The organism is Dokdonia sp. Asnod2-E02 (assembly GCF_045063915.1).
Classification (GTDB): Bacteria; Bacteroidota; Bacteroidia; order Flavobacteriales; family Flavobacteriaceae; genus Dokdonia.
Genome location: NZ_JBEFNX010000005.1, coordinates 1,463,158 through 1,486,803, shown reverse-complemented (window position 1 = coordinate 1,486,803; position 23,646 = coordinate 1,463,158). Strand labels below are relative to the sequence as shown.

The 23,646-nt window shown below is 37.8% G+C and carries 19 protein-coding genes; 14 read left to right on the top strand and 5 right to left on the bottom strand.

Annotation, left to right across the window (positions count from 1 at the left end; translation table 11 throughout):
* The first annotated feature begins 7 nt into the window (after positions 1-7).
* The 6 genes from ACJJVM_RS06645 to ACJJVM_RS06620 all read left to right on the top strand — a co-directional run bounded on the left by ACJJVM_RS06645 (position 8) and on the right by ACJJVM_RS06620 (position 4,882).
* Positions 8-925 (top strand): metal ABC transporter solute-binding protein, Zn/Mn family, encoded by a 918-nt coding sequence (locus tag ACJJVM_RS06645; RefSeq protein WP_299151534.1) that lies wholly within the window; start codon positions 8-10, stop codon positions 923-925.
* Positions 926-929: 4 nt separating this feature from the next.
* The gene (locus tag ACJJVM_RS06640; RefSeq protein WP_038598619.1) at positions 930-1,670 is read left to right on the top strand and encodes a metal ABC transporter ATP-binding protein; all 741 of its coding nucleotides are present in this window, start codon (positions 930-932) and stop codon (positions 1,668-1,670) included.
* Between the two features lie 36 nt (positions 1,671-1,706).
* The gene (locus tag ACJJVM_RS06635; protein WP_405211171.1) at positions 1,707-2,072 is read left to right on the top strand and encodes a four helix bundle protein; all 366 of its coding nucleotides are present in this window, start codon (positions 1,707-1,709) and stop codon (positions 2,070-2,072) included.
* A gap of 55 nt (positions 2,073-2,127) precedes the next feature.
* The gene (locus ACJJVM_RS06630; RefSeq protein WP_299151539.1) at positions 2,128-3,240 is read left to right on the top strand and encodes a metal ABC transporter permease; all 1,113 of its coding nucleotides are present in this window, start codon (positions 2,128-2,130) and stop codon (positions 3,238-3,240) included.
* Positions 3,240-4,397 (top strand): metal ABC transporter permease, encoded by a 1,158-nt coding sequence (locus ACJJVM_RS06625; RefSeq protein WP_298350186.1) that lies wholly within the window; start codon positions 3,240-3,242, stop codon positions 4,395-4,397. The genes ACJJVM_RS06630 and ACJJVM_RS06625 overlap by 1 nt, the downstream gene beginning before the upstream one ends.
* Before the next feature lie 80 nt (positions 4,398-4,477).
* Positions 4,478-4,882, top strand: coding sequence for a hypothetical protein (locus ACJJVM_RS06620; RefSeq protein WP_405211170.1), 405 nt, complete (start codon positions 4,478-4,480; stop codon positions 4,880-4,882).
* Here ACJJVM_RS06620 and ACJJVM_RS06615 read toward each other — a convergent pair.
* The 4 genes from ACJJVM_RS06615 to ACJJVM_RS06600 all read right to left on the bottom strand — a co-directional run bounded on the left by ACJJVM_RS06615 (position 4,879) and on the right by ACJJVM_RS06600 (position 8,195).
* The gene (locus ACJJVM_RS06615; RefSeq protein ID WP_298491269.1) at positions 4,879-5,019 is read right to left on the bottom strand and encodes a hypothetical protein; all 141 of its coding nucleotides are present in this window, start codon (positions 5,017-5,019) and stop codon (positions 4,879-4,881) included. The genes ACJJVM_RS06620 and ACJJVM_RS06615 overlap by 4 nt on opposite strands.
* A 36-nt stretch (positions 5,020-5,055) precedes the next feature.
* Positions 5,056-7,182 carry a ferrous iron transport protein B gene (feoB, locus tag ACJJVM_RS06610; RefSeq protein ID WP_405211169.1) on the bottom strand — a complete coding sequence of 709 codons (2,127 nt, stop codon included), beginning with the start codon at positions 7,180-7,182 and terminating at the stop codon, positions 5,056-5,058.
* 4 nt (positions 7,183-7,186) lie between these two features.
* Entirely contained in the window at positions 7,187-7,417 is a 231-nt protein-coding gene (locus ACJJVM_RS06605) for a FeoA domain-containing protein (protein WP_035326774.1), read from the bottom strand.
* A 73-nt stretch (positions 7,418-7,490) separates the two neighbouring features.
* Positions 7,491-8,195 carry an SCO family protein gene (locus ACJJVM_RS06600; protein WP_405211168.1) on the bottom strand — a complete coding sequence of 235 codons (705 nt, stop codon included), beginning with the start codon at positions 8,193-8,195 and terminating at the stop codon, positions 7,491-7,493.
* A 144-nt stretch (positions 8,196-8,339) separates the two neighbouring features.
* Between ACJJVM_RS06600 and rseP the strand changes: the two genes are divergently transcribed.
* The 5 genes from rseP to ACJJVM_RS06575 all read left to right on the top strand — a co-directional run bounded on the left by rseP (position 8,340) and on the right by ACJJVM_RS06575 (position 19,431).
* Positions 8,340-9,647, top strand: coding sequence for an RIP metalloprotease RseP (rseP, locus tag ACJJVM_RS06595; protein WP_405211167.1), 1,308 nt, complete (start codon positions 8,340-8,342; stop codon positions 9,645-9,647).
* A 710-nt stretch (positions 9,648-10,357) separates the two neighbouring features.
* The gene (locus ACJJVM_RS06590) at positions 10,358-12,259 is read left to right on the top strand and encodes a Calx-beta domain-containing protein (protein ID WP_405211166.1); all 1,902 of its coding nucleotides are present in this window, start codon (positions 10,358-10,360) and stop codon (positions 12,257-12,259) included.
* A complete protein-coding gene (locus tag ACJJVM_RS06585; RefSeq protein WP_405212181.1) occupies positions 12,253-16,446 on the top strand; it encodes a Calx-beta domain-containing protein in 4,194 nt (1,397 codons plus the stop codon). The genes ACJJVM_RS06590 and ACJJVM_RS06585 overlap by 7 nt, the downstream gene beginning before the upstream one ends.
* A 57-nt stretch (positions 16,447-16,503) precedes the next feature.
* On the top strand, positions 16,504-17,445 hold the full coding sequence (locus tag ACJJVM_RS06580) for a type IX secretion system membrane protein PorP/SprF (RefSeq protein ID WP_299147888.1): 942 nt from the start codon (positions 16,504-16,506) through the stop codon (positions 17,443-17,445).
* Positions 17,446-17,478: 33 nt separating this feature from the next.
* Positions 17,479-19,431, top strand: a complete 1,953-nt coding sequence (locus ACJJVM_RS06575) for an OmpA family protein (RefSeq protein ID WP_405211165.1) — start codon at positions 17,479-17,481, stop codon at positions 19,429-19,431.
* Positions 19,432-19,523: 92 nt separating this feature from the next.
* Here the strand turns inward: ACJJVM_RS06575 and ACJJVM_RS06570 are convergent, their stop codons facing one another.
* Positions 19,524-20,042: a DUF456 domain-containing protein gene (locus ACJJVM_RS06570; protein ID WP_405211164.1), complete on the bottom strand. Its 519-nt coding sequence runs from the start codon at positions 20,040-20,042 to the stop codon at positions 19,524-19,526.
* 133 nt (positions 20,043-20,175) lie between these two features.
* Here ACJJVM_RS06570 and ACJJVM_RS06565 point away from each other — a divergent pair, with 133 nt between their 5' ends.
* Genes ACJJVM_RS06565 through ACJJVM_RS06555 form a run of 3 tightly spaced genes read left to right on the top strand, consistent with a single transcriptional unit; the run spans position 20,176 to position 23,643 of the window.
* Positions 20,176-20,535: a BlaI/MecI/CopY family transcriptional regulator gene (locus ACJJVM_RS06565; RefSeq protein ID WP_038598658.1), complete on the top strand. Its 360-nt coding sequence runs from the start codon at positions 20,176-20,178 to the stop codon at positions 20,533-20,535.
* A 2-nt stretch (positions 20,536-20,537) separates the two neighbouring features.
* On the top strand, positions 20,538-22,139 hold the full coding sequence (locus tag ACJJVM_RS06560; RefSeq protein ID WP_405211163.1) for a M56 family metallopeptidase: 1,602 nt from the start codon (positions 20,538-20,540) through the stop codon (positions 22,137-22,139).
* 31 nt (positions 22,140-22,170) lie between these two features.
* On the top strand, positions 22,171-23,643 hold the full coding sequence (locus ACJJVM_RS06555) for a M56 family metallopeptidase (protein ID WP_405211162.1): 1,473 nt from the start codon (positions 22,171-22,173) through the stop codon (positions 23,641-23,643).
* Positions 23,644-23,646: the final 3 nt, after the last annotated feature.

Genomic DNA, 23,646 nt, shown 5'->3' with positions numbered 1-23,646 from the left:
AGCATTAATGAAGCAGAGTTTTTATATCGCAATTGTATTTTTCGCTTTAAGCGTGATAAGTTGTAAAGAAAATAAAGAGGATAATGGTAGGTTAAACGTTGTTACCACTACCTCTATGATTACAGACCTCGTAAAAAACATAGGAGGTGAGCACATCAACTTGCAGGGGCTTATGGGTGCCGGAGTAGATCCACACTTATATAAAGCAAGTGCTGGCGATGTGACAAAATTATCTCGTGCAGATGTTATTTTTTATAACGGCCTACACCTAGAAGGTAAACTGGTAGAGGTGTTTGAAAAGATGAACGCCACCCAAGTGACGCAGGTGGCTCTAGGAGAAGCTCTTGATAAAAGCACGCTCATAGGGTCAGACTATTTTGCGTCTAACTATGATCCTCACGTGTGGTTTAATATCAATTACTTTAAGCAGTTTGTAGCAGAGGTGACAAGTACGCTTTCGCGAAAGGATCCTCAGAATGCACAACACTATCAAACAAATGCCAAAGCATACCTCGCAAAACTAGAAACCCTAGAAGCCGAAATAAAGGCCAAAGTAGCAACCCTTGCCCCCGAAAAAAGGATACTCGTTACCGCACACGACGCCTTTAATTATTTTGGCAAGAGTTATGGTTTTGAGGTAGTAGGCTTGCAGGGTCTATCTACAGCAACAGAGGCTGGTGTTCAAGATGTACAGCGTCTATCAAAATTTATAATAGAGAATAAGGTAAAAGCCATCTTTGTAGAGAGCTCTGTGCCTAGACGCACGATAGAGGCATTGCAAGCCGCAGTTCAGTCTAAAGGAAACGAAGTAACCATAGGGGGGTCTTTATATAGCGATGCGCTGGGTAATGCTGGTACAGAAGAGGGAACCTACATAGGGATGTTTACATATAATGTGACTACAATCGTAGAAGCTTTAAAATAAAACAATGTCAGAATCAAAAATAGCCATACGCGTAGATGATCTCACCGTTGCTTATAACTATAAGCCAGTGCTGTGGGATATTGACCTTGAGGTGCCTGAAGGTGTGCTTATGGCAATAGTAGGTCCTAATGGTGCTGGTAAGTCTACTCTAATAAAATCCATTTTGGGTATTATAGACCCCATAGCGGGTAGTGTTTCTATTTATGGAAAACCATACGATAAGCAGCGTAAGCTAGTGGCCTACGTACCTCAAAAGGGGAGTGTAGACTGGGATTTTCCCACCACGGCGCTAGATGTAGTGATGATGGGAACGTATGGAAAGCTAGGGTGGATAAAGCGACCAGGAGCAAAGCAAAAAAAGGCAGCGCTAGAAGCACTAGAAAAAGTAGGGATGCTACCTTTTAAAAGTAGACAGATAAGCCAACTGTCTGGCGGGCAGCAGCAACGTGTCTTTCTTGCCAGAGCACTTGTGCAAAATGCTGCTATTTATTTTATGGATGAACCTTTTCAAGGGGTAGATGCTACGACAGAGATTGCCATTATCAATATCTTAAAGGAACTTCGTAAAGCAGGTAAAACTGTAGTGGTTGTGCATCACGATTTACAAACGGTCCCAGAGTATTTTGACTGGGTAACATTCTTAAATGTAAAGAAGATTGCTACCGGTCCAGTAAAAGATATTTTTAATGATGATAATCTCACCAAAACCTATGGGATTAATTATAAGGTAGCTGTAAATCAGTAGTTATAAGTCTATAGTCTGTAGTAGAAAAAAGGACGTATGGAAAACCCTAAGTTTAAGTTTGAAGATTTGATAGTGTATCAAAAGGCCTTAGATTTTGTTGATTATGTTTATTGTGTCATTAAGAAATTTCCAAAGGATGAGTTGTATGGTTTAGCTTCACAATATAAACGTGCTGCTGCTTCCATTCCTTTGAATATAGCAGAAGGATCGGGAGATACAGATGCTCAGTTTAATCGATATCTCCAAATGGCTTGGGACTCAGTAAAAGAATGTGTAGTATGCTCAACAATAGCGAGAAGACAAGATTTTATATCAGCAGATGAAGATCAGTACGCAAGAAATAAATTATCAGAATTAGCAAAGATGATAACCTCATTACAACGTTACTTAAAAAAGAAATAATAAAAATACAGTAAGCACTACTGTCTAAAGTCTACCGACTACCGTCTAAAAACAAATGGAACTCTCAGATTACTTCTCGCAATTATTTTCAGATTATACTCTAAGGACTATTACCTTGGGTACAGCTATTCTTGGAGCAATCTGTGGGATGTTAGGGAGTTTTGCGGTATTGAGAAAACAGAGCCTTCTAGGTGATGCTATATCACACGCAGCCCTACCAGGTATTGCAATAGCTTTTTTAATCACCGGCACAAAGGATAGTAATATCTTATTGCTTGGAGCACTCGTAAGTGGTTTGATAGGTACTTTCTGGATACGAGGTATGATTACAAAAACGCACCTCAAGAGTGATACAGCACTTGGTCTTGTGTTATCATTATTTTTTGGTTTTGGAATGTTATTGCTCACATTCATACAGAAACAGCCCAATGCAAATCAAGCAGGACTTGATAAATACTTATTTGGTCAAGCCGCAACCCTCGTAGAGAGCGACGTAATTTTAATGGCGATTGTAACTGGGATTTGTCTGGTGATTATGTTACTCTTCTGGAAAGAGTTTAAAATTCTTCTCTTTGATGCAGATTATACAAAGACATTGGGTTTTAATACTAGATTTATAGATGTGCTTATCACCTTTTTTATTGTTCTGGCTATTGTTTTAGGATTGCAAACGGTAGGTGTTGTACTTATGAGTGCTATGCTTCTTGCTCCTGCCGCAGCTGCAAGACAGTGGACAAATAAGCTGAGTGTAATGATCGTCCTTGCAGCGATTTTTGGTGCCTTTTCTGGTGTATTTGGGACAGCTATAAGTGCGAGTCAAAACAACCTATCTACAGGGCCCGTTATTGTGCTGGTAGCTGGTGTGTTTGTGGTGGTTTCTTTTGTGTTTTCTCCTGGGCGAGGAATTTTGTTCAAACAGCTTCGCAAGTATCAGAATAGACGAGATCTCAAATTACAAAAGACCTTGCAATTTATGTTTGATATCGCAAAAACACACGAGAATATATCACACCCACACGCAATAAAGATTCTTAATAATTTTCAAGGGTATACCCGTGCTTCTCTTAAAGAGATGGAAGAAAAAGAATGGGTGAAAGTACGAGGTCAGAAATGGGCAATGACAGAAAAAGGCTATGATGCCGCAGTAAACCTTTATAAGAATAACTAATGGATGCTCAGGTAGAAATACAACTTATTGCCGCAGTAGTCGCTATAGCGTGTGCTATACCAGGAGTTTTTCTTGTATTGCGTAAGATGGCGCTCATAAGTGACGCCATAAGTCACTCTATCTTGCCGGGTATTGTGATAGGCTTCTTTATAACAGAAGATCTTAACTCTCCACTTTTAATACTTCTTGCGGCTCTTATGGGAGTGATTACAGTTGTACTCGTGGAGGCAATACAGAAAACGGGACTTGTAAAAGAAGACACGGCAATAGGCTTAGTCTTCCCAGCCTTATTTAGCATAGGTGTTATTCTCATTGCAAAAAATGCAAACGATGTGCATCTAGATGTAGATGCCGTCTTGCTAGGTGAGCTCGCTTTTGCTCCTTTTGACAGACTCATTGTGTCTGGTACAGATATCGGTCCAAAATCTTTATGGGTTATGGGTACAATTTTGTTAATAACCATAGGTATGCTATTTGCCTTCTTTAAGGAGCTTAAGGTAAGCACCTTTGATGCAGGACTATCAGCAGCGTTAGGATTCTCACCTGTCGTTCTGCATTATGGATTAATGACAGTTTCCTCTGTTACTGTGGTGGGCGCTTTTGAAGCAGTAGGTGCAGTGCTAGTCGTAGCGCTTATGATTGCCCCTGCGGCCACTGCATATTTGCTCACTTCAGATTTAAAAAAGATGCTGGTGTTATCTGTTATCTTTGGAGTCTTTTCGGCAATAGCGGGGTATTGGGTGGCTCATTTTCTTGATGCCTCTATCGCTGGATCTATGACAACCGTCTTAGGTTTAGTCTTTCTAATGGTCTATCTATTTGCGCCAAATAAAGGTCTCATTGCAGTGATGTATCGCCAGAAACAACAGCGCACGGAGGTGTCACTTCTTACATTTTTATTACACTTAAACAACCACGAAGAAGAGAGTGAGCGCCACGTAAAACATCTTAATGAGCATATAAACTGGCAAAAGGTACGCTCTAAAACAGTACTTGACCTTGCCGAAAGAAACAACCTCGTACACATTGATAAGAACATTGTCTCTCTTACTATAAAAGGAAAAGAGTTTACAGACCTCGCTCTAGAATATATCATCACGAATAAGGATGAAAAAATAGAGCATATGAAGGATGACTTCTTCCTCTTTAGAGGCTAATTAATAGTTATTTTGCAACGTGGCATTAGTTTTGGAGTATTTAAGTAACTAATCATAAGATTTAAAAAGAATCATTGTTTATGAAAACATACCTTACACTCATTTGTTTGCTTTTATTTTCCGCTTTCGCGAAAGCGCAAGACACCACAAAAGTAGAAGTCCCAAAAATATATGTAAAAGCTTATCAAGGGGCTGCTACGTCTATAGATTATACATCATTAAGACTTGTGCAAGTGTTGCAAGATAGTAGATGTCCAAAAGGAGCCGACTGTATCTGGGCAGGAAATGCAAAAGTTGAGGTAGAAATTACAAATGAAAAAGGTGATAAAATCACTAAGCAAGTCACACTTAATGGAAAGCAATTACCTGCTATCTACACAGGAGACGGTCTTGAAATTTTTATAAGAGGCTTAGCACCTTACCCTACAACAAATTCAAAAATAAAGTCTAGCGACTATTATTTACAGCTAGAGGTAAGAAACTAGCAACCGCAACTGCTGTTACCACAGCCGTTGTCGTCCTTCTTTTTTAAAAAAGAAGGAGTATATATGAATTTTGTTATTAAGTAACCTACAGCTGCAAGAAAGATGAGCAGCACCATAATTTTTTGAAAAATTTCCATAGCTTTTAGTAGTTCTTAATGGTTAATCCTTACAGTTTATTTAAGCACTTGGTAGGCAACTAGTGCAGCTACGTAGGCTATTACAGTCATAGCACCTAGTTGTATCATAGGCCACTTCCAGGTGTTAGTTTCCCTTTTTACAATAGCAAGTGTACTCATACATTGCATTGCAAAGGCATAAAATAATAAGAGCGATATACCACTTGCAAAGTTAAATCTAGGCGTACCTAGTACTGGGTTTATCTCGCCTGCCATTCTGTTTTTTATTGTTTCTTCTTCGGCGTCACCTACGCTATAAATAGTTGCTAGCGTACCTACAAAGACCTCACGAGCAGCAAAAGAAGTGATAAGGGCAATCCCTATTTTCCAGTCATAACCTAATGGTTCTACTATAGGCTCTATGGCTTTACCCATATAACCTATGTAACTATGTTCTAGCTTTTGGCTCGCAACAAGTTTATCTATTTCCGCCTGGTAAGCCTGGGCATCTGTAAATGCGTTGATACCTCCTTGTGCTTCTAGGTTTGTGGTTACCATCTCTTCTGCCTGATTGAACTTTTCATTAGGCCCAAAAGAGGCGAGTACCCATAGCACAATACTTATGGCGAGTATGATTTTACCAGCATCTACTACAAAAGATTTTGTCTTCTCAAGTACATTAATCCCCACGTTTTTAAGAAGAGGGAGTTTATAGTTAGGCATTTCTACCACAAAGAAAGACTTACTCTTTATTTTAAGAATCTTATTGAGAATCCACGCAGAGCCTATAGCAGCACCAAAGCCTATGAGGTACATAAGCATAAGCGTGAGCGCCTGCAGATTAAAAAATAAGAACTTCTCATCTGGAATTACCAGTGATATAATAATGAGATATACTGGTAACCGTGCAGAGCAGGTGGTAAATGGTGTTACTAGTATGGTGATTAATCGTTCTTTCCAGCTTTCTATATTACGAGTAGCCATTACAGCCGGTATGGCACAGGCAGTACCAGATATAAGCGGCACTACAGACTTCCCACTTAGTCCAAAACGGCGCATCACCCTATCCATCAAGAAGACTACGCGACTCATATAGCCACTCTCTTCTAGCACAGAAATGAATAAAAATAAAAAGGAAATTTGTGGTATAAAAATCACAATACCACCTAGTCCCGCAATAATACCTTCTGCAAGTAGGTCTGTGAGCTTCCCTTCTGGTAGCGTAGCTTGCACCCACTCACTCATATGAGCAAATGCAGCATCTATCGCATCCATTGGGTATTGTGACCAGTCATATATCACTTGGAAAATAAGTAATAGTATCGCAAAGAAAATCACATAACCCCATACCTTGTGTGTGAGTATGCGATCAAGACGTGCTCTTAGGTCTTTTGCATTTTCTACGTCTATAGTTTGCGTCTCGTTGAGCGTTTCATTTATAAACTTATAGCGTATGATGGTTTCCTTTTGCTGTAGTCTTTTAAGATTACTCTCAGATTCGGTCTTAAAAGATGAGATGCTTTTCATCTCTCCACGTTCTAGCTTACCAAAGTTTACATCTTGAGTAATTACTAGCCATAATTTATATAAATCTTGATTAGGAAACGCAGTGCGTAGTCTATCAAAATATTCTGGAGCAATGACAGATGCATTAACACAAGGTTCTGTGTTAAGCGTGCGATACTCAGATATAAGCTCTTTGAGTTCTGTTATTCCTGTATTCTTTCTTGAGCTTATAAGAGCGATGCGTGTTTTAAGACGCTTCTCCATCTCTGGTATATCTAGAGAGATAGCTTTGCGCTCCATACGGTCTGCCATATTTATGGCGAGTATGGTGGGTATACCTAGATCTTTAATTTGTGTAAAAAGGAGCAGGTTGCGCTTTAGGTTTTCTACGTCAGACACTACAACGGCTACATCTGGGTAGTCTTTATCATTTTTATTAAGTAGTAACTCTATTACAACATTCTCATCTAGTGAAGAAGCATTAAGACTATAAGTGCCTGGTAGGTCTAATATATGTGCTTTTACACCACGAGGGAGTTTGCATACACCTTCCTTTTTTTCTACCGTAATACCGGGATAATTACCTACCTGCTGGTTAAGGCCTGTAAGGTGATTAAATACAGAGGTCTTCCCTGTGTTCGGGTTACCGATGAGTGCAACGTTGAGCTGTTTTGCCATAGGGTTATGCTGGCGTTTCTATTAGAATGTGTAATGCCGTCTCACGACGTATCGCCATATGGCAACCATTTACATCTATGTACATAGGGTCTGCAAAGGGCGCAAGTTGTAATAAACGCACTTCGTTACCTGGTAGACAGCCCATTTCTAGTAGTTTAAGAGGCACCTCGTCTGTCATTACATCTGTAATGATTGCGCGTTCTCCTTTTAGTAAGTGGGCTACTGTTTTTTTCAATGTTTATTTAGATTGAATTTAGATAACAAAAGTAATGCATTTTACGCTTTCGCGAAAGCGTACGCATTCCAAACTAAAAAATCTTTTGATACCAAGCTTTACGTGGCTCGTACTCTTGTTTTAGAATCTCGATGTCTTCTAGCAATTGATCTATGGCTTCACGATCTGTACCGTCATAGTATCCTCTTATTTGACTTTTTTTGTCAATGAGCATAAAGTTTTCGGTATGTACCATATCTAGGTCATCTTCTGTACCTGGTATATCTTTTACCGCGAGATAACTCTTTCGCGCAAGCGTAAAGATTTCTTCTTTTGAGCCGGTCACAAGATTCCATCTACTATCATCTACTCCTTTCTTTATGGCGTATGCTTTTAAAATTTCTGGCGTGTCATACCCAGGGATAACGGAGTGCGAGAGAAGTTTTACGAGTGTGTCACCTTTGAGCTCTTCTTGTATGTCTACCATATGGTCTGTCATAATAGGACATATAGTCTGGCAGGTGGTAAAGAAAAAATCTGCCACATAGATGTGGTCCTCGTAGTCTTTTTGAGTTACTAGATTACCGTTTTGATTAGTAAGAGCAAAGTCACTTATTTTGTGGTATTTCTTGACATACTGAAGGGTGCTGTCTACGAGTTCTTTACTCACCATATCTGGCTGATATATGGGTAGTGTGGGAGTTACTTTAAGTTGGCTATATATTAAAGTAAGTATAATTACAGATAGCACAAAAAGTGTAATGAGTAGTATTTTATAGCGATTAAAAATCTGTCGCATAGCTTTATTTTTTTACAAAGTTACAATGCACGTGGCATTTACTTTAAGTATGGCTTGAAAAATGCTATCATACAGCTCTAGAACTTTACTATGCGCATCGAAAAGCCTATTTTTGTGCGTTTTAAAAATTGACTTTTATCCTTTATGGAGACATTTATACAGATTGCCCAGTTTACGCTTGCTATTTCTATACTCGTGGTGTTACACGAGTTTGGTCACTTTGCTCCTGCCAGATGGTTTGGAATTAAGGTTGAGAAGTTTTTCTTGTTTTTTGATGTGAAGTTTGCACTTTTTAAAAAGAAAATAGGTGATACTGTTTATGGTATAGGATGGCTACCTCTAGGTGGTTATGTCAAGATTGCTGGTATGATAGATGAATCTATGGATAAGGAGCAGATGGCAAAAGATCCAGAACCTTGGGAGTTTAGATCTAAGCCAGCGTGGCAACGTCTTATTGTAATGATAGGTGGTGTAACGGTTAATGTACTGCTAGCGTGGTTTATCTATAGTGCGATGCTTGTGTATTATGGTGATGAGTATGTGCCTGCAGACCGATTAAAATATGGTATTGCAGTAGGTGAGATAGGTGAGGAGATAGGCCTTCGTAATGGAGACCAGGTTATAAAAATAGATGATAAGACGGTCACACGTTTTGATGATGTCCAGATAGATATTTTACTAGGTGACAATGTAACTGTTGTACGTGATGGAAATGAGATGACATTTGCCATACCAGATGAGGCAAAAAAATCTGTGCTTGACGCAGAGGAGCGTTTTATAAGACCAAGATTTAGTAATATAATAGGTGTTGTTGCAAAGGACTCAATAGGGTATGTAAATGGAGTGCTTGCAGGAGACCGTATTATGAATATAAATGGTACACCTATAAATGAGTGGTCAGAGTTTCAGTCTGTCTTTGATGCCGCAAAGGGTGGTGAGGTTGTGATGCAACTAGATAGAGATGGCGAGCAGATTGAGAAAAGATTTATAGTAGCTCAAGATAGAGCGCTAGGTGTAGCAGCAAATGTAAATGAACTTCTGGTTAAAGATGAGTATAGCGTTGCTGCGGCAATACCAGCAGGTCTCACAAAAACTTGGGATGTACTTACAAAGCAAGTAAGACAATTTAAACTCATATTTAATAGAAAAGTACAGGGGTATAAAAAAGTAAAAGGTCCTATAGGTATTGTTGAGATGATGGCGCCACAATGGGACTGGTATAAATTCTGGGGCTTTACGGCAATGTTTTCTGTATGGCTAGCTTTTGTAAATATTCTTCCTATCCCAGCTCTAGATGGTGGACACGTTATGTTTTTGCTTTATGAGATGATTTCTGGTAAAGCACCTTCAGAAAAAACTTTAGAAAGAGGACAGATAATAGGTTTTGTTATTGTAATGGGTCTTATGGTTATCATCTTTGGTAACGATATCTGGAATTTAATAAAGGGATAACCTTTCCGCTTACGCGAAATATTACATTTGTTTTTTCTATAGTGTCAACTCGTTCTATAGGCCTTCAATATAGTTTTTGATTTTTCGACTTCTTAAAAGCTGCATATAGCGGGTTTCTTTATTTTCTTAAGTCACACTATCATATTATTTAATTTGCTCTTAAATCTTCTAAAAAGAGCTCTGGTGTGTTTTCTTTAATCATCTGTTGAATTTTGAAATTATTGATGAAAAATTTTTATGATTATTTTGTAAGAATATATGTGTTAATAAATTTTACTTAGACTGTTGAAATATCATCTTGATATGTTAAAAAACGGAAAAATTTTCTAAATACTTGCTAATGAGTTACTTGTAAAATATTGATTTAAGTTCATTTATTTTAAAATTCTAAAAAAGTAATTTTTTTCAAAATTGCTGTGAATGCCTTTGTTTACGTATCTTTCGGGCTGTTAAGAATTTTTTTTGACCTTTTTTAAAATGTTAAACTTTGTTAAATAAGATTATAAGGCTTTGTTGCGTAATTTCCTTTTAACAAAAATTTTTCCTGTGTAGAACGTCGATGTAATTTTTCGGTTTGTCGGATAATCTGCTAGTTATTTGACAAGTAGAATTCATTGTTTCTCTGTCATATACATTTGTTTTGGTTTTTAAATTACACCCTCTTAATTGATAATCAAACCCGAAAGCTTGTCTTTCATTTTTAATAGTTTATGAAAAAAGTTACTCTTAATCAAGTTTCAAAAAGTTTAAAATACTTTGTGATTCCTGTTTGTGTCTTTCTGTTTGGTCAAAATATACAAGCACAATCTACACCTAGATCGTGTGATGATGACCCTATTGTTTTAGATAGTGCAAATTTTGTCGGTGCAAATATGACAGTAGAATCTGAATCTGGAGATCCTAATGCGGTTGAAGTCAATGATGTATTCAGATTTAATGACGTCGCTCCAGGGATTGATTGTTTAATATCTGTAGATGCATTCATAAATGGTGCTGGAATAAGTAGCATAGATAATCTTGATGCTTCAACAACGCTTGTTGGCGGTTTTGATCGAGCATTTCAACCAGTGATTGATGGAGATCCAGGTGTTAATGGTCAAGAGGTTGTGTTTACATTAAATTTTGTTCTTGCAGATACAAATATTAGCCAAACAGTGTCAATATACTTGACAGCACTGGATTTAGACAGTAATCAGCCAGGTGATAGGGAGAGGGTAAAACTAGAACTTCCAGATGCATACTTCACAAACGGTGTAAATTCTGAATTGATAATCACTGAAACTGCAACCCAGATTATAGGTGCGTCTAATGGTTCTGGAATTGTAAACGGTATAAATGTAGACGATTCATATTCGTTTACAGGTTACTATAATTCATTTTCATCTATTGAGTATACTATAAGTAAAGATGGTTATAATGGAGGTTTAGGTTTTGAAGATAGACAGTTTTCTTTATTATTTGAAGATGTAGTTTATTCTCCAGAAGAGGCTGTTCTTCTTACTGATCCAATAATTTGTGGTCAGGTTTTCGTTGATAACGTTCCGAGGCAGGGTGTGACAATTAATCTTACCGGTGATTCAACACAAACTGCGGTTACTGATTCAAATGGGCAATATAGTTTCACGGTACCTGGTAATGGAAATTTTACAATTACTGAAGTTGATCCAACAGGTATTACTTCTACTAGTGATGTAGATGGTGCTAATGATAATGTTATTAATACATCAATCACTGGTCTAGAATCTTCTCAGGAAAATGATTTTTTTGATACAATTACTGTTTCTATTGGAGATGTAACAGTTACAGAAGGGAATAATGGAACTACGGTAGTAGCCAACTTTCCAGTAACTTTAAGTGCTCCGGCAGATATTGACACAGTTGTTACAGTTGTTGTTTCTGAAGGTTCTGGTACTCTAGGAGATAATGACTATGTAGCACCAACAGTATTAACCGTAACGATTCCTGCTGGTCAAACAAGTGGGGTATTTCCTGTTACCGTTAATGGAGACGATAAAGTCGAAGATAATGAGCAATTTTCGGTTAGTATAGCTAGTGTATCTAGCGGAACAATCAATTCAGCGGCAAATACTGGAGTGGGAACTATTACCAATGACGATGATGCTGGTGTAGTTTCAGTATCAACGGAAGAAGAATTAGAAGGAACTTCATTAGTACACGATATAGTTGTTACAGAGAGCGCAGATGCTGAAGTATATCCATTTGTTATTTCAAATGACAGTACTGAGGATGAGGATTACACGCTACCAACGGATGCAGAATTTACTAACGGTGTTGTATTAAATGGTGATGGTACCATTACAGTTCCTGCTGGAGTTACTGACTTTACAGTAACAGTACCAACAACTGAAGATGCTATTGATGAAGAGGCTGAAGTATATGATCTTACTGTTGGCGGAGTAGCTGCTACAGGAACGATTACAGATAACGATGATGCTGGTGTAGTTTCAGTATCAACGGAAGAAGAATTAGAAGGAACTTCATTAGTGCACGATGTAGTTGTTACAGAGAGCGCAGATGCTGAAGTATATCCATTTGTTATTTCAAATGACAGTACTGAGCTGGAGAGGATGATTACGAAGAAACAATTGTAACGGTAACTATCCCTGCAGGAGAGACTGAAGGAGAAGTAATTGTTCCAATTACAGAAGACACGACAGATGAGGATGATGAGATTTTCACAGTAGATGGAACGGTAACAAGTGGCAACACTGATAATACAGATCCTAGTGGAACGGTAACGATTATCGATAACGATGATGCGCCTACAGTGACTATCGAAGATATAATTGTAGACGAAGATGCTGGAACTGCAACGGTTCCTGTAACCTTAAGTAACCCAAGTGATGAGGATACTGTTATTGAAATAGTCACTACGACTGGTACAGCTGGAGAGGATGATTATGAAGAAACAATTGTAACGGTAACTATCCCTGCAGGAGAGACTGAAGGAGAAGTAATTGTTCCAATTACAGAAGACACGACAGATGAAGAAGATGAGATCTTCACAGTAGACGGAACGGTAACAAGTGGCAACACTGATAATACAGATCCTAGCGGAACGGTAACGATTATCGATAACGATGATGCGCCTACAGTGACTATCGAAGATGTAATTGTAGACGAAGACGCTGGAACTGCAACGGTTCCTGTAACCTTAAGTAACCCAAGTGATGAGGATACTGTTATTGAAATAGTCACTACTACTGGTACAGCTGGAGAGGATGATTATGAAGAAACAATTGTAACGGTAACCATTCCTGCTGGAGAAACTACGGGTGAGGTTGTGATTCCTATCGAGGATGATGAGCTTGATGAGGGTGATGAAATCTTCACAGTAGACGGGACGGTAACAAGTGGTAACACTGATAATACAGATCCTAGCGGAACGGTAACGATTATCGATAATGATGGTGCTCCAACAGTGACTATCGAAGATGTAATTGTAGATGAAGATGCTGGTACAGTAACCATTCCTGTAACCTTAAGTAACCCAAGTGATGAGGATACTGTTATTGAGATAGTCACTACGACTGGTACAGCTGGTGAGGATGATTATGAAGAAACAATTGTAACGGTAACTATTCCTGCAGGAGAGACTGAAGGAGAAGTTGTAGTTCCAATTACAGAAGACACGACAGATGAAGAAGATGAGATCTTCACAGTAGACGGAACAGTAACAAGTGGTAACACTGACAATACAGACCCAAGTGGAACGGTAACGATTATCGATAACGATGATGCTCCAACCGTGACTATCGAAGATGTAATTGTAGATGAAGACGCTGGAACTGCAACGGTTCCTGTAACCTTAAGTAACCCAAGTGATGAGGATACTGTTGTTGAAATAGTAACTACTACTGGTACAGCTGGAGAGGATGATTATGAAGAAACAATTGTAACGGTAATAATTCCTGCTGGAGAAACTACGGGTGAGGTTGTAATTCCTATCGAAGATGATGAGCTTGATGAAGAGGATGAGATTTTCACAGTAGACGGAACAGTAACAAGTGGTAACACTGCCAATACAGATCCTAGTGGAACGGTAACGATTATCGATAACGATGATGCGCCTACAGTGACTATCGAAGATGTGATTGTAGACGAAGATGCTGGAACGGTAACGGTTCCTGTAACCTTAAGTAACCCAAGTGATGAGGATACTGTTATTGAGATAGTAACTACGACTGGTACAGCTGGAGAGGATGATTATGAAGAAACAATTGTAACGGTAATAATCCCTGCTGGAGAAACTACGGGTGAGGTTGTGATTCCTATCGAGGATGATGAGCTTGATGAGGATGATGAAATCTTCACTGTAAATGGAACGGTAACAAGTGGTAACACAGATAATGATACCGCTCAAGGCGAAATTACAATTGTAGATAATGATGATGCGCCTACAGTGACTATCGAAGATGTAATTGTAGATGAAGATGCTGGAACGGTAACGGTTCCTGTAACCTTAAGTAACCCAAGTGATGAGGATACTGTTATTGAAATAGTAACTACAACGGGTACAGCTGGAGAGGATGATTATGAAGAAACAATTGTAACGGTAATAATCCCTGCTGGAGAAACTACGGGTGAGGTTGTGATTCCTATTGAAGATGATGAACTTGATGAGGGTGATGAAATCTTTACAGTAGACGGAACGGTAACAAGTGGTAATACTGATAATACAGATCCTAGCGGAACAGTAACCATTACCGATAATGATGGTGCTCCAACAGTGACTATCGAAGATGTAATTGTAGATGAAGATGCTGGAACGGTGACGGTTCCTGTAACCTTAAGTAACCCAAGTGATGAGGATACTGTTATTGAGATAGTAACTACAACGGGTACAGCTGGAGAGGATGATTATGAAGAAACAATTATAACGGTAATAATCCCTGCTGGAGAAACTACGGGTGAGGTTGTAATTCCTATTGAAGATGATGAGATTGATGAGGATGATGAAATATTCACAGTAGACGGAACGGTAACAAGTGGTAATACTGATAATACAGATCCTAGCGGAACGGTAACCATTATCGATAATGACGATGCGCCTACAGTGACTATCGAAGATGTGATTGTAGATGAAGATGCTGGTACAGTAACCATTCCTGTAACCTTAAGCAACCCAAGTGATGAGGATACTGTTATTGAGATAGTAACTACAACGGGTACTGCTGGAGAGGATGATTATGAAGAAACAATTGTAACGGTAATAATCCCTGCTGGAGAAACTACTGGAGAAGTTGTAATTCCTATCGAAGATGATGAGATTGATGAGGATGATGAAATCTTCACTGTAAATGGAACGGTGACTAGTGGTAACACAGATAATGATACCGCTCAAGGCGAAATTACAATTGTAGATAATGATGATGCGCCTACAGTGACTATCGAAGATGTGATAATAGATGAAGATGCTGGTACAGTAACCATTCCTGTAACCTTAAGTAACCCAAGTGATGAGGATACTGTTATTGAAATAGTAACTACGACTGGTACTGCTGGTGAGGATGATTATGAAGAAACAATTGTAACGGTAATAATCCCTGCTGGAGAAACTACGGGTGAGGTTGTGATTCCTATTGAAGATGATGAGATTGATGAGGATGATGAAATCTTCACTGTAAATGGAACAGTGACTAGTGGTAATACTGATAATACAGATCCAAGCGGAACTGTGACTATCGTAGATAATGATATAACAGGAAATCTTGATTTATCAAAGTCTAGTGAGATTGTAGATCTTAACGAAAATGGTGTTATTGATGCAGGAGACCAAATAAACTATACACTAACGGTGACTAACACTGGTTCAGTAGATCTTACAGATGTAGTTGTTTCTGATGAAATGATTATTCTAGAAGAAAATACAGTAGCATTGCTTGTAGTGGGAGATAGTGTTGTGTTTACTGGTGCCTATACAATCACACAAGATGATATTGATACGGGAGAAGTTATAAATATTGCTTTTGCAGAAGGAATAGATCCTCTTGGAGATATTGTAGTAGATCAGTCTGATGACCCAATGGATACTACAGATGTGGATACAGATGGAGATGGAGATGGAGAAGACCCTACAGTAACTATGATTGATCAATTACCTGGTCTTAATATCACAAAAACAGCTTCTTATCAGGACTTTAATGCCGATGGGTTTGCAAATGCTGGTGACCAGATTATTTATACTTTCGTAGTAATAAACACTGGAAACGTCACTTTAACGGATGTTCACGTAGATGACCCGATGGTTATCGTTGCAGGCGAGCCAGTAACATTACTTCCTGGTGAAAATGCTACTTTTACAGCGGTTTATATAATTACTGAAGAAGATGTAGCTAATGGAGAGATTGTAAACGTTGCAACAGCAGTAGCTTTATCACCGTTTGGTATTGAAGTGATAGATGTTTCTGATGATCCAGAGGATCCTACAACAGATGTTGATGATCCAACTGTTACAGTGTTGAGTCAGACAGCGGGTCTAATTGTAAATAATGGTATATCAATAGGTCAAGATGGACGTAATGATAGCTTTAGAATACAAGGACTTGAGAATTTCCCTGATAATACGCTAACTATATTTAATAGATGGGGTATTGAGGTGTACACTGCAGAGCGTTATGGTGTAGATGGAAATGAATTCAGAGGTTTATCTAACGGTAGAACAACTATAAGCCAGGATGATTATTTACCTGTAGGAACCTACTACTGGATACTAGAATATGTAAATGCAGTAGGAGATACAGTTAATGAATCAGGATACTTATATATAACACGATAAAAGATGTTAAATCGCCGGTAGTTTTTAAAACAGCCGGTGATTTTAATTAAATGATTTATGAAAAAGGTAGTTTCAGTTTTTGGATTCTTATTGATTTTAGCGCTTGGTACAACGTCCCTTTCTGCGCAACAAGATCCTCAGTACACGCAGTATATGTATAATACCGTAGCTATTAACCCAGCATATGCTGGTAATAGAGGTGTAACTAGTATTGTAGGATTACATAGAAGTCAATGGGTAGGACTAGATGGGGCGCCAAGAACCCAAAGTTTAAGTATTCATTCTCCTATTGGAGAAGGTAAAGTAGGTTTAGGGTTATCTATTGTAAATGATGCCTTAGGCCCATCACAAGAGACTTACGTTGGTGCAGATTTTAGTTATACAATCAACACTTCAGAAAATGGGAAGCTTAGCTTTGGATTAAAAGCTGGAGGACACATTCTGGATGTAGATTTTACTAAGCTTACGCTCTTTGATGTAACAGATCCTAGGTTTTCTCAAAATATAGACAATAAGCTTTCTCCTATAATAGGTGCAGGATTGTATTATCATACAGATAACTTTTATGCTGGTGTGAGTGTTCCTAATCTTATAGAGACAGAACATTTTGACACAAGCAGTAACTCATCAAGTGTAATCGCTAGAGAGCGTATTCATTACTATGGTATTATGGGTTATACTTTCGATATTAGTGATCAGCTTAAATTTAAGCCTAGTACACTTGTAAAGATGGTTGCTGGAGCTCCATTGCAGGTAGACCTCACAGCAAACTTCTTAGTGATGGAAAAATTACACTTAGGAGCGGCTTATAGATGGAGTGCAGCACTTAGTGGTCTTGTAGGCTTCCAGGTTTCAGATAGTATGTTAATAGGTCTCGCGTACGACCGTGAGAGTACAGACCTAGGTGATACCTTTTACAACGACGGTAGCTTTGAAGTATTTTTACGATTTGAGCTGTTTAATGAGTATGATAGAATGTTAACCCCTAGATTCTTTTAATAAGTTATTTTTGACTTATTCAAACTTACAATTATGATGATTAAAACTATTAATTTATGTCTTTGCGTTCTGTTTTTGGGAACCATAGCACTAAATGCTCAAGAAAGTAAAATAGACAGAGCAGACAAGAAGTTTGACCAATACGCATTTGTTGATGCTCGAAAAATATATCTCGAAGTAGCAGATAAAGGATATGAATCTGCAGATTTATTTCAGAAAATTGCAGATAGCTACTACTTTAACGCTGGTTATGCAGATGCTCAGGTTTGGTATGAGAAGTTAATATCTACTTTCCCAGAAGAAGTAAAGCCAGAGTACTACTTCAGGTATTCACAAACACTTCGTGCTTTAAAAAATTATGATAAAGCAGATGATATGATGGCTACTTTTAATGACCTTAACGGGGAAGATGTAAGAGCTGTTCTCTTTGAAGCAGAGCCTAATTATCTAAAAAATATTGATTACAAAAAGAGTAACTATACAATAGAGGACATACGTAGTATTAACTCACGTTACTCAGATTTTGCTCCTACAGAGTATGAAGGAAAGCTAATTTTTGCTTCGTCTAGAGATACTGGGGGTGTATCAAAGAAAATACATAAATGGAATAATGAACCATTTTTAGACCTTTATGAGACTAATGTTGGAGAACAGACCGAAAGTTTTAGTAAACCTAAAAACTATAGTAGAGAGCTCAACTCAAAATTTCACGAAAGTACAACCACCTTTACAGAAGATGGTAAGACCGTATACTTCACACGTAATAACTACAATAAAGGGACTTACAAAAAGTCTAAAGAGGGGACTAATAAACTTAAAATCTATAAGTCACGTAAGAAAAACGGTCGCTGGTCTACACCTGTAGAAATGCCTTTTAACAGTGATGAGTACTCTACTGCACACCCTGCGCTTAGTAAGGATAATACAAAACTTTATTTTGCTTCAGATATGCCTGGTACTTTAGGGCTCTCAGATATATGGGTAGTAAATGTAGATAGTACAGATGTAGTAAGCGAGCCAGTAAACTTAGGAAGACCTATTAATACAGAAGGAAGAGAGACCTTTCCATTTTTAAGTGACAATGGAGTGCTTTACTTTTCATCAGACGGGCATCCTGGTCTTGGAGGTCTTGATGTATTTGCTACAGCACCAGATGCACGTGGTAATGCTCAAGATGCTATAAGCAACATAGGTGAACCTATAAACAGCTCTTATGATGATTTTACATTTATCGTAAACGAAGAGACTAAAGTGGGTTATTTTGCCTCAAATCGTAAGCAAGGAGTAGGTAGTGATGATATCTATAAATTTACAAAAGAAGAAATACCTTGTGAGATTGAGCTAGTAGGAGTTGTTACAGATAGAGATTCTGGAGAGCCTATACCAGCAGCAACAGTTACTTTATTAGATTACAACGGTAACGTAGTATCTTCAGTACAAACTACAGCAAGTGGGTACTATGCTTTTGATAAGTCTTACTGTGATACGCAATATATCATAAGAGGAGCAAAGGAAACGTATAGTGGAGCAGAAGCAATTACAAAAACTCCAGACATATCTGGTACTGTGACTAACGATCTTGAACTAGAGTTATTGAAAAAGCCTATCAAAGTAGGAGATGATCTTGCAAAGATTTTAGAACTTAACCCTATATACTTTGATTTTGACAGATATAATATTCGTCCAGATGCGGCACTAGAGCTAGAAAAAGTACTTGCAGTTATGCGTGAGTACCCTAATATGGTTATAGATGCGCGATCACATACAGATAGTAGAGGTAAAGATTCATACAACCTAAGTTTATCAGACAAGCGTGCAAAATCTACGGTGAACTATATCATTGCAGAGGGAATCTCTTCATCTAGAATTACAGGTAGAGGATATGGAGAGACACAACTTACTAATGAATGTTCTAACGGAGTACAATGTTCTGAAGAAGCACACCAGCTTAACAGGCGTTCAGAGTTTATTGTAATAAGCAACTAGAAGTAGGTTACTACTTATATTTAAAACCCCTTTTCATACGGAAAGGACTTTTTTTATGCTTTCGCGAAAGCGCACTCATACCTTTATTCATACTATCCCAAAGAGAAAATTACATCTATGTGCTCAATAACTTGTAATACATACAAGACTAAGAATACCATTGTAACCACAGCTTTTATAAATGTAGAAGCTATAAAGCCTATAAAGGATCCTAGCGCTGCTTTAAGTGCAACCTGAGTACTTGTATTGTTAAAGCTGAGTTCACCTATAAAAGCGCCTACAAACGCCCCTATAAGAAAGCCCAAGGGTATGGGGCTAAGCAATCCCACAATAAGGCCTATGGTAGTGCCTATTGCACCTGCTTTACTACCCCCATATCGTTTTGTGCCCATTGCAGGGATGATATAATCAAGTATGGTGATTGCAACCGCCACGGCTAGCGTAATGCCTAAAAATGTCCAGTCTTGCGGTACAGCATCTGTTAGGTGAAGGGTTAACAAACCTAGCCAACTTAAAGGCGGGCCAGGTATCACGGGTAAAAAACTGCCCACTATACCAGCTATAACCAGCAGTAGGCCTACAAAAGCCAAAAAAAGATCTACATAATTCATCGCTTATAAGACGTCAAAATGTTATAATGTTACATTTTTTAAACTAAAACATTAGTTTAAACTAAATATTTAGTTATATTTGATGTGTCGATGTTCAATATATTGACATACAGACTATTCAATACCAGTATTTATGAAACAACTTACAAAGGCAGAAGAAGAGGTAATGCAATTATTGTGGGTAGCACAAAAGGCAAACGTAGCACAACTCATCGAGCAAATGCCAGAGCCCAAGCCTGCTTACAATACCATATCTACCATCATACGGATTTTAGAAAATAAAGGTTTTGTAGGTCACGAGAAGGAGGGAAGAGGCTATATCTACCATCCTCTTGTGACTAAGGAGGTTTACAGCAACGCCTCTATGCATAAAATGATGGACAGCTATTTTAATGGTAGTTTTAAAAGTATGGTAAGCTTCTTTGTAAAAAAGAATGATCTAGATGTAAAAGAGCTGGAATCTATTCTGAGCGAAATTAATAAAGACAAGTAATTATGGGATCTTACATTATTCAAGTCATCTGTTTTCAAGCATTATTTCTGGCAGTGTATTACCTGCTTTTAAGAAAAGAGACCTTTTTCTCATATAACAGAATATACTTGCTAGTCACTCCCGTAATTGCACTAGCAATACCATTTATAAAAATCGCAATGTTACAAACGGTGGTGCCTGTAGAGACATTTGCCAGTGTACTCCCAGAGGTTGTAATAGGTGATGCGGCAGTGATTACATCTACAGATGCGGCTCCCGTTACAGAGTCTTTTACCATACCGTGGTTACAAATTTATATGGCAGGTGTGATCATTAGTCTAGTTGTACTCATCATAAAGATTAAAAAGTTTGCCAACTACTTTTCTTATAAACAGAAGGGGTCTAGCATCATCGAGATTCCTTCATCTACAGAGGCTTTTACATTTTTTAACTACATATTTATTGGGGCAGATATAGATACGCTTTCGCGAAAGCAAATACTTACCCACGAACAGATACACGCAAAGCAAGGGCATACTTGGGATCTCATCTTTTTTGAGATTTTGAAAGTAGTACTGTGGTTTAACCCTATTACCTATTTATATCAAAAAAATATAAGTATCGTACACGAGTACCTAGCAGATCAAAAAGCAACCGAAGGTATCTCAAAATACACCTATTATGAAGAGTTGCTTAACACCGCCTTTGGCACAAGTAAGCTCTCGTTTACAAATACATTTTTTAATCAATCATTAATCAAAAAACGAATCGTTATGTTACAAAAATCAAAGTCGAGACAAAGTGCGCTTATTAAATACATTGTAATAGTTCCGCTCATTTTAGCAATGCTTGTACAAGTCTCTTGGGCACAAAATTCAAATCAGTCAGGTGAGGTAGAAAGAGAGAATTTCACATTGATGGAAAATAACCTGCATAATGAGAAAATATATTACTCTATAATTGTTATAGATACTTTAAAACTGACTGATAATGAGAATGCGTTTATAACAGCTGTAAAAAACGATAAATCTTTAGATTCAAAAGATTTTGATCCAGCAACAGGGAATGAGCCTATATTCGAAACCATAAATAAATTTCTTACGTTTTCAAGTAAGGAGGATATTATTGAACTCAAAGAAAAATTTGATATAAAATCTTATACACTTCAGGAACTACGGACAAAATATAACTTAAAAAATACTTATGCTTATCAGACCACTTATAGAGAAGAGGTTGAAGTTGTTGAAGAAGAAGAGGAGGTTGTTGGTATTCCTTACGCAGTGATAGAAAATGTCCCAACCTATCCAGGTTGTGAAGATTTAGTAGGTAATGATGCTCAAAAAGTGTGTATGTCTAATAATGTGTCTAAGTATGTAAACCGTAATTTTAATATGAATATTGCTAAAGATTTAGGACTTACAGGAGTTAATAGAATCTTTGTTTCTTTCAGAATAAATAAAACAGGGCAAGTAGATAATGTAAAAGTAAGAGCGCCTCACGAAGCTCTCGAAGAAGAAACCAGAAGAGTTATTTACAATCTACCTCAAATGAAGCCTGGCACGCAAGGAGGAGAAAATGTTGGCGTTCTCTACAGTCTCCCTATCACGTTTCAAATAGCGAAATAATTTTTAATAAAAAACAGAAACCATTGCTTTTATGGCATTACAATACATTATACAAGTTATCTGTTTTCAAGCATTGTTTCTGGGAGTTTATTACCTGCTTTTAAGAAAAGAGACTTTTTTCTCATATAACAGAATATACTTGCTAGTCACTCCCGTAATTGCGCTAGCATTACCGTTTATAAAAATCGCAATGTTACAAACGGTGGTGCCTGTAGAGACATTTGCAAGTGTACTCCCAGAGGTTGTAATAGGTGATGCGGCAGTGATTACATCTACAGATGCGGCTCCCGTTACAGAGTCTTTTACCATACCGTGGTTACAAATTTATATGGTAGGTGTGGTGATTAGTCTAGTTGTACTCATCATAAAGATTAAAAAATTTACGAGCTACTTTTCCTATAAACAGAAAGGGTCTAGCATCATAGAGATTCCTTCATCTACAGAGGCTTTTACATTTTTTAATTACATATTTATTGGGGCAGATATAGATACGCTTTCGCGAAAGCAAATACTTACCCACGAACAGATACACGCAAAGCAAGGGCATACTTGGGATCTCATCTTTTTTGAGATTTTGAAAGTAGTACTGTGGTTTAACCCTATTACCTATTTATATCAAAAAAATATAAGTATCGTACACGAGTACCTAGCAGATCAAAAAGCAACCGAAGGTATCTCAAAATACACCTATTATGAAGAGTTACTTAACACTGCCTTTGGCACAAGTAAACTCTCATTTACAAATACATTTTTTAATCAATCATTAATCAAAAAACGAATCGTTATGTTACAAAAATCAAAATCACAAAAAAGCGCATTAGCAAAGTATTTACTTTTAATTCCACTTGTACTTGCAATGCTCGTGTATGTTTCTTGCTCCGAAGATAATGGAGTAGAAAATGAGCAAACTCTAGAACAGCAAATATTAGAACTTAAGTTAGCAATTGAGGATAGAGAAAGTCTTACTGCAGAAGAATTGAAACAGCTTCAAAGTCTAAGAGCAGCATCAGTCAATGGTATTAAAGGTTCTCAAATTATAGAAGTTGTAGAACAGCAAGAGGCATATAATCTTAATGAGGCTAATCAAGATGAAATAATAGAAGTGCTGGAAGTAGAACGTGTTTATGATGTAGATGAGAACGGAAATATCCCATTTGCTGTTATAGACGAGGTTCCAGTATTTCCAGGCTGTGAGTCCCTTACCTCAAATGAGCAATTAAGGAAATGTATGTCTCAAAAAGTAAACGCTTTAATTAACGCTAACTTTAATGTTGCATTAGGAAAAGAGCTAAATCTCAAGGGTACTAACAGAATTTTTGCCAGCTTTAAAATTGATAAAAACGGATTTATCACAAACTTAAGAACGCGCTCGCCACACCCAGATCTTGATGCTGAAGCACAGCGTGTGATTTCTATGTTACCAAAAATGAAACCTGGTAAACATAATGGTGAAGTAGTAGGCGTTCTCTACAGTCTCCCTATCACGTTTCAAATAGCAGAGTAACCT

Excerpts from the sequence above, each read along its gene's own strand:
- ACJJVM_RS06555 (WP_405211162.1), top strand. The coding sequence starts at position 22,171 with ATGGCATTACAATACATTATACAAGTTATCTGTTTTCAAGCATTGTTT.
- feoB (WP_405211169.1), bottom strand. The coding sequence starts at position 7,182 with ATGGCAAAACAGCTCAACGTTGCACTCATCGGTAACCCGAACACAGGG.
- ACJJVM_RS06560 (WP_405211163.1), top strand. The coding sequence starts at position 20,538 with ATGGGATCTTACATTATTCAAGTCATCTGTTTTCAAGCATTATTTCTG.
- ACJJVM_RS06620 (WP_405211170.1), top strand. The coding sequence starts at position 4,478 with ATGAAAACATACCTTACACTCATTTGTTTGCTTTTATTTTCCGCTTTC.
- ACJJVM_RS06625 (WP_298350186.1), top strand. The coding sequence starts at position 3,240 with ATGGATGCTCAGGTAGAAATACAACTTATTGCCGCAGTAGTCGCTATA.
- ACJJVM_RS06630 (WP_299151539.1), top strand. The coding sequence starts at position 2,128 with ATGGAACTCTCAGATTACTTCTCGCAATTATTTTCAGATTATACTCTA.
- ACJJVM_RS06570 (WP_405211164.1), bottom strand. The coding sequence starts at position 20,042 with ATGAATTATGTAGATCTTTTTTTGGCTTTTGTAGGCCTACTGCTGGTT.
- ACJJVM_RS06635 (WP_405211171.1), top strand. The coding sequence starts at position 1,707 with ATGGAAAACCCTAAGTTTAAGTTTGAAGATTTGATAGTGTATCAAAAG.
- ACJJVM_RS06600 (WP_405211168.1), bottom strand. The coding sequence starts at position 8,195 with ATGCGACAGATTTTTAATCGCTATAAAATACTACTCATTACACTTTTT.
- ACJJVM_RS06640 (WP_038598619.1), top strand. The coding sequence starts at position 930 with ATGTCAGAATCAAAAATAGCCATACGCGTAGATGATCTCACCGTTGCT.
- ACJJVM_RS06575 (WP_405211165.1), top strand. The coding sequence starts at position 17,479 with ATGATGATTAAAACTATTAATTTATGTCTTTGCGTTCTGTTTTTGGGA.
- rseP (WP_405211167.1), top strand. The coding sequence starts at position 8,340 with ATGGAGACATTTATACAGATTGCCCAGTTTACGCTTGCTATTTCTATA.
- ACJJVM_RS06565 (WP_038598658.1), top strand. The coding sequence starts at position 20,176 with ATGAAACAACTTACAAAGGCAGAAGAAGAGGTAATGCAATTATTGTGG.
- ACJJVM_RS06580 (WP_299147888.1), top strand. The coding sequence starts at position 16,504 with ATGAAAAAGGTAGTTTCAGTTTTTGGATTCTTATTGATTTTAGCGCTT.
- ACJJVM_RS06590 (WP_405211166.1), top strand. The coding sequence starts at position 10,358 with ATGAAAAAAGTTACTCTTAATCAAGTTTCAAAAAGTTTAAAATACTTT.
- ACJJVM_RS06645 (WP_299151534.1), top strand. The coding sequence starts at position 8 with ATGAAGCAGAGTTTTTATATCGCAATTGTATTTTTCGCTTTAAGCGTG.
- ACJJVM_RS06615 (WP_298491269.1), bottom strand. The coding sequence starts at position 5,019 with ATGGAAATTTTTCAAAAAATTATGGTGCTGCTCATCTTTCTTGCAGCT.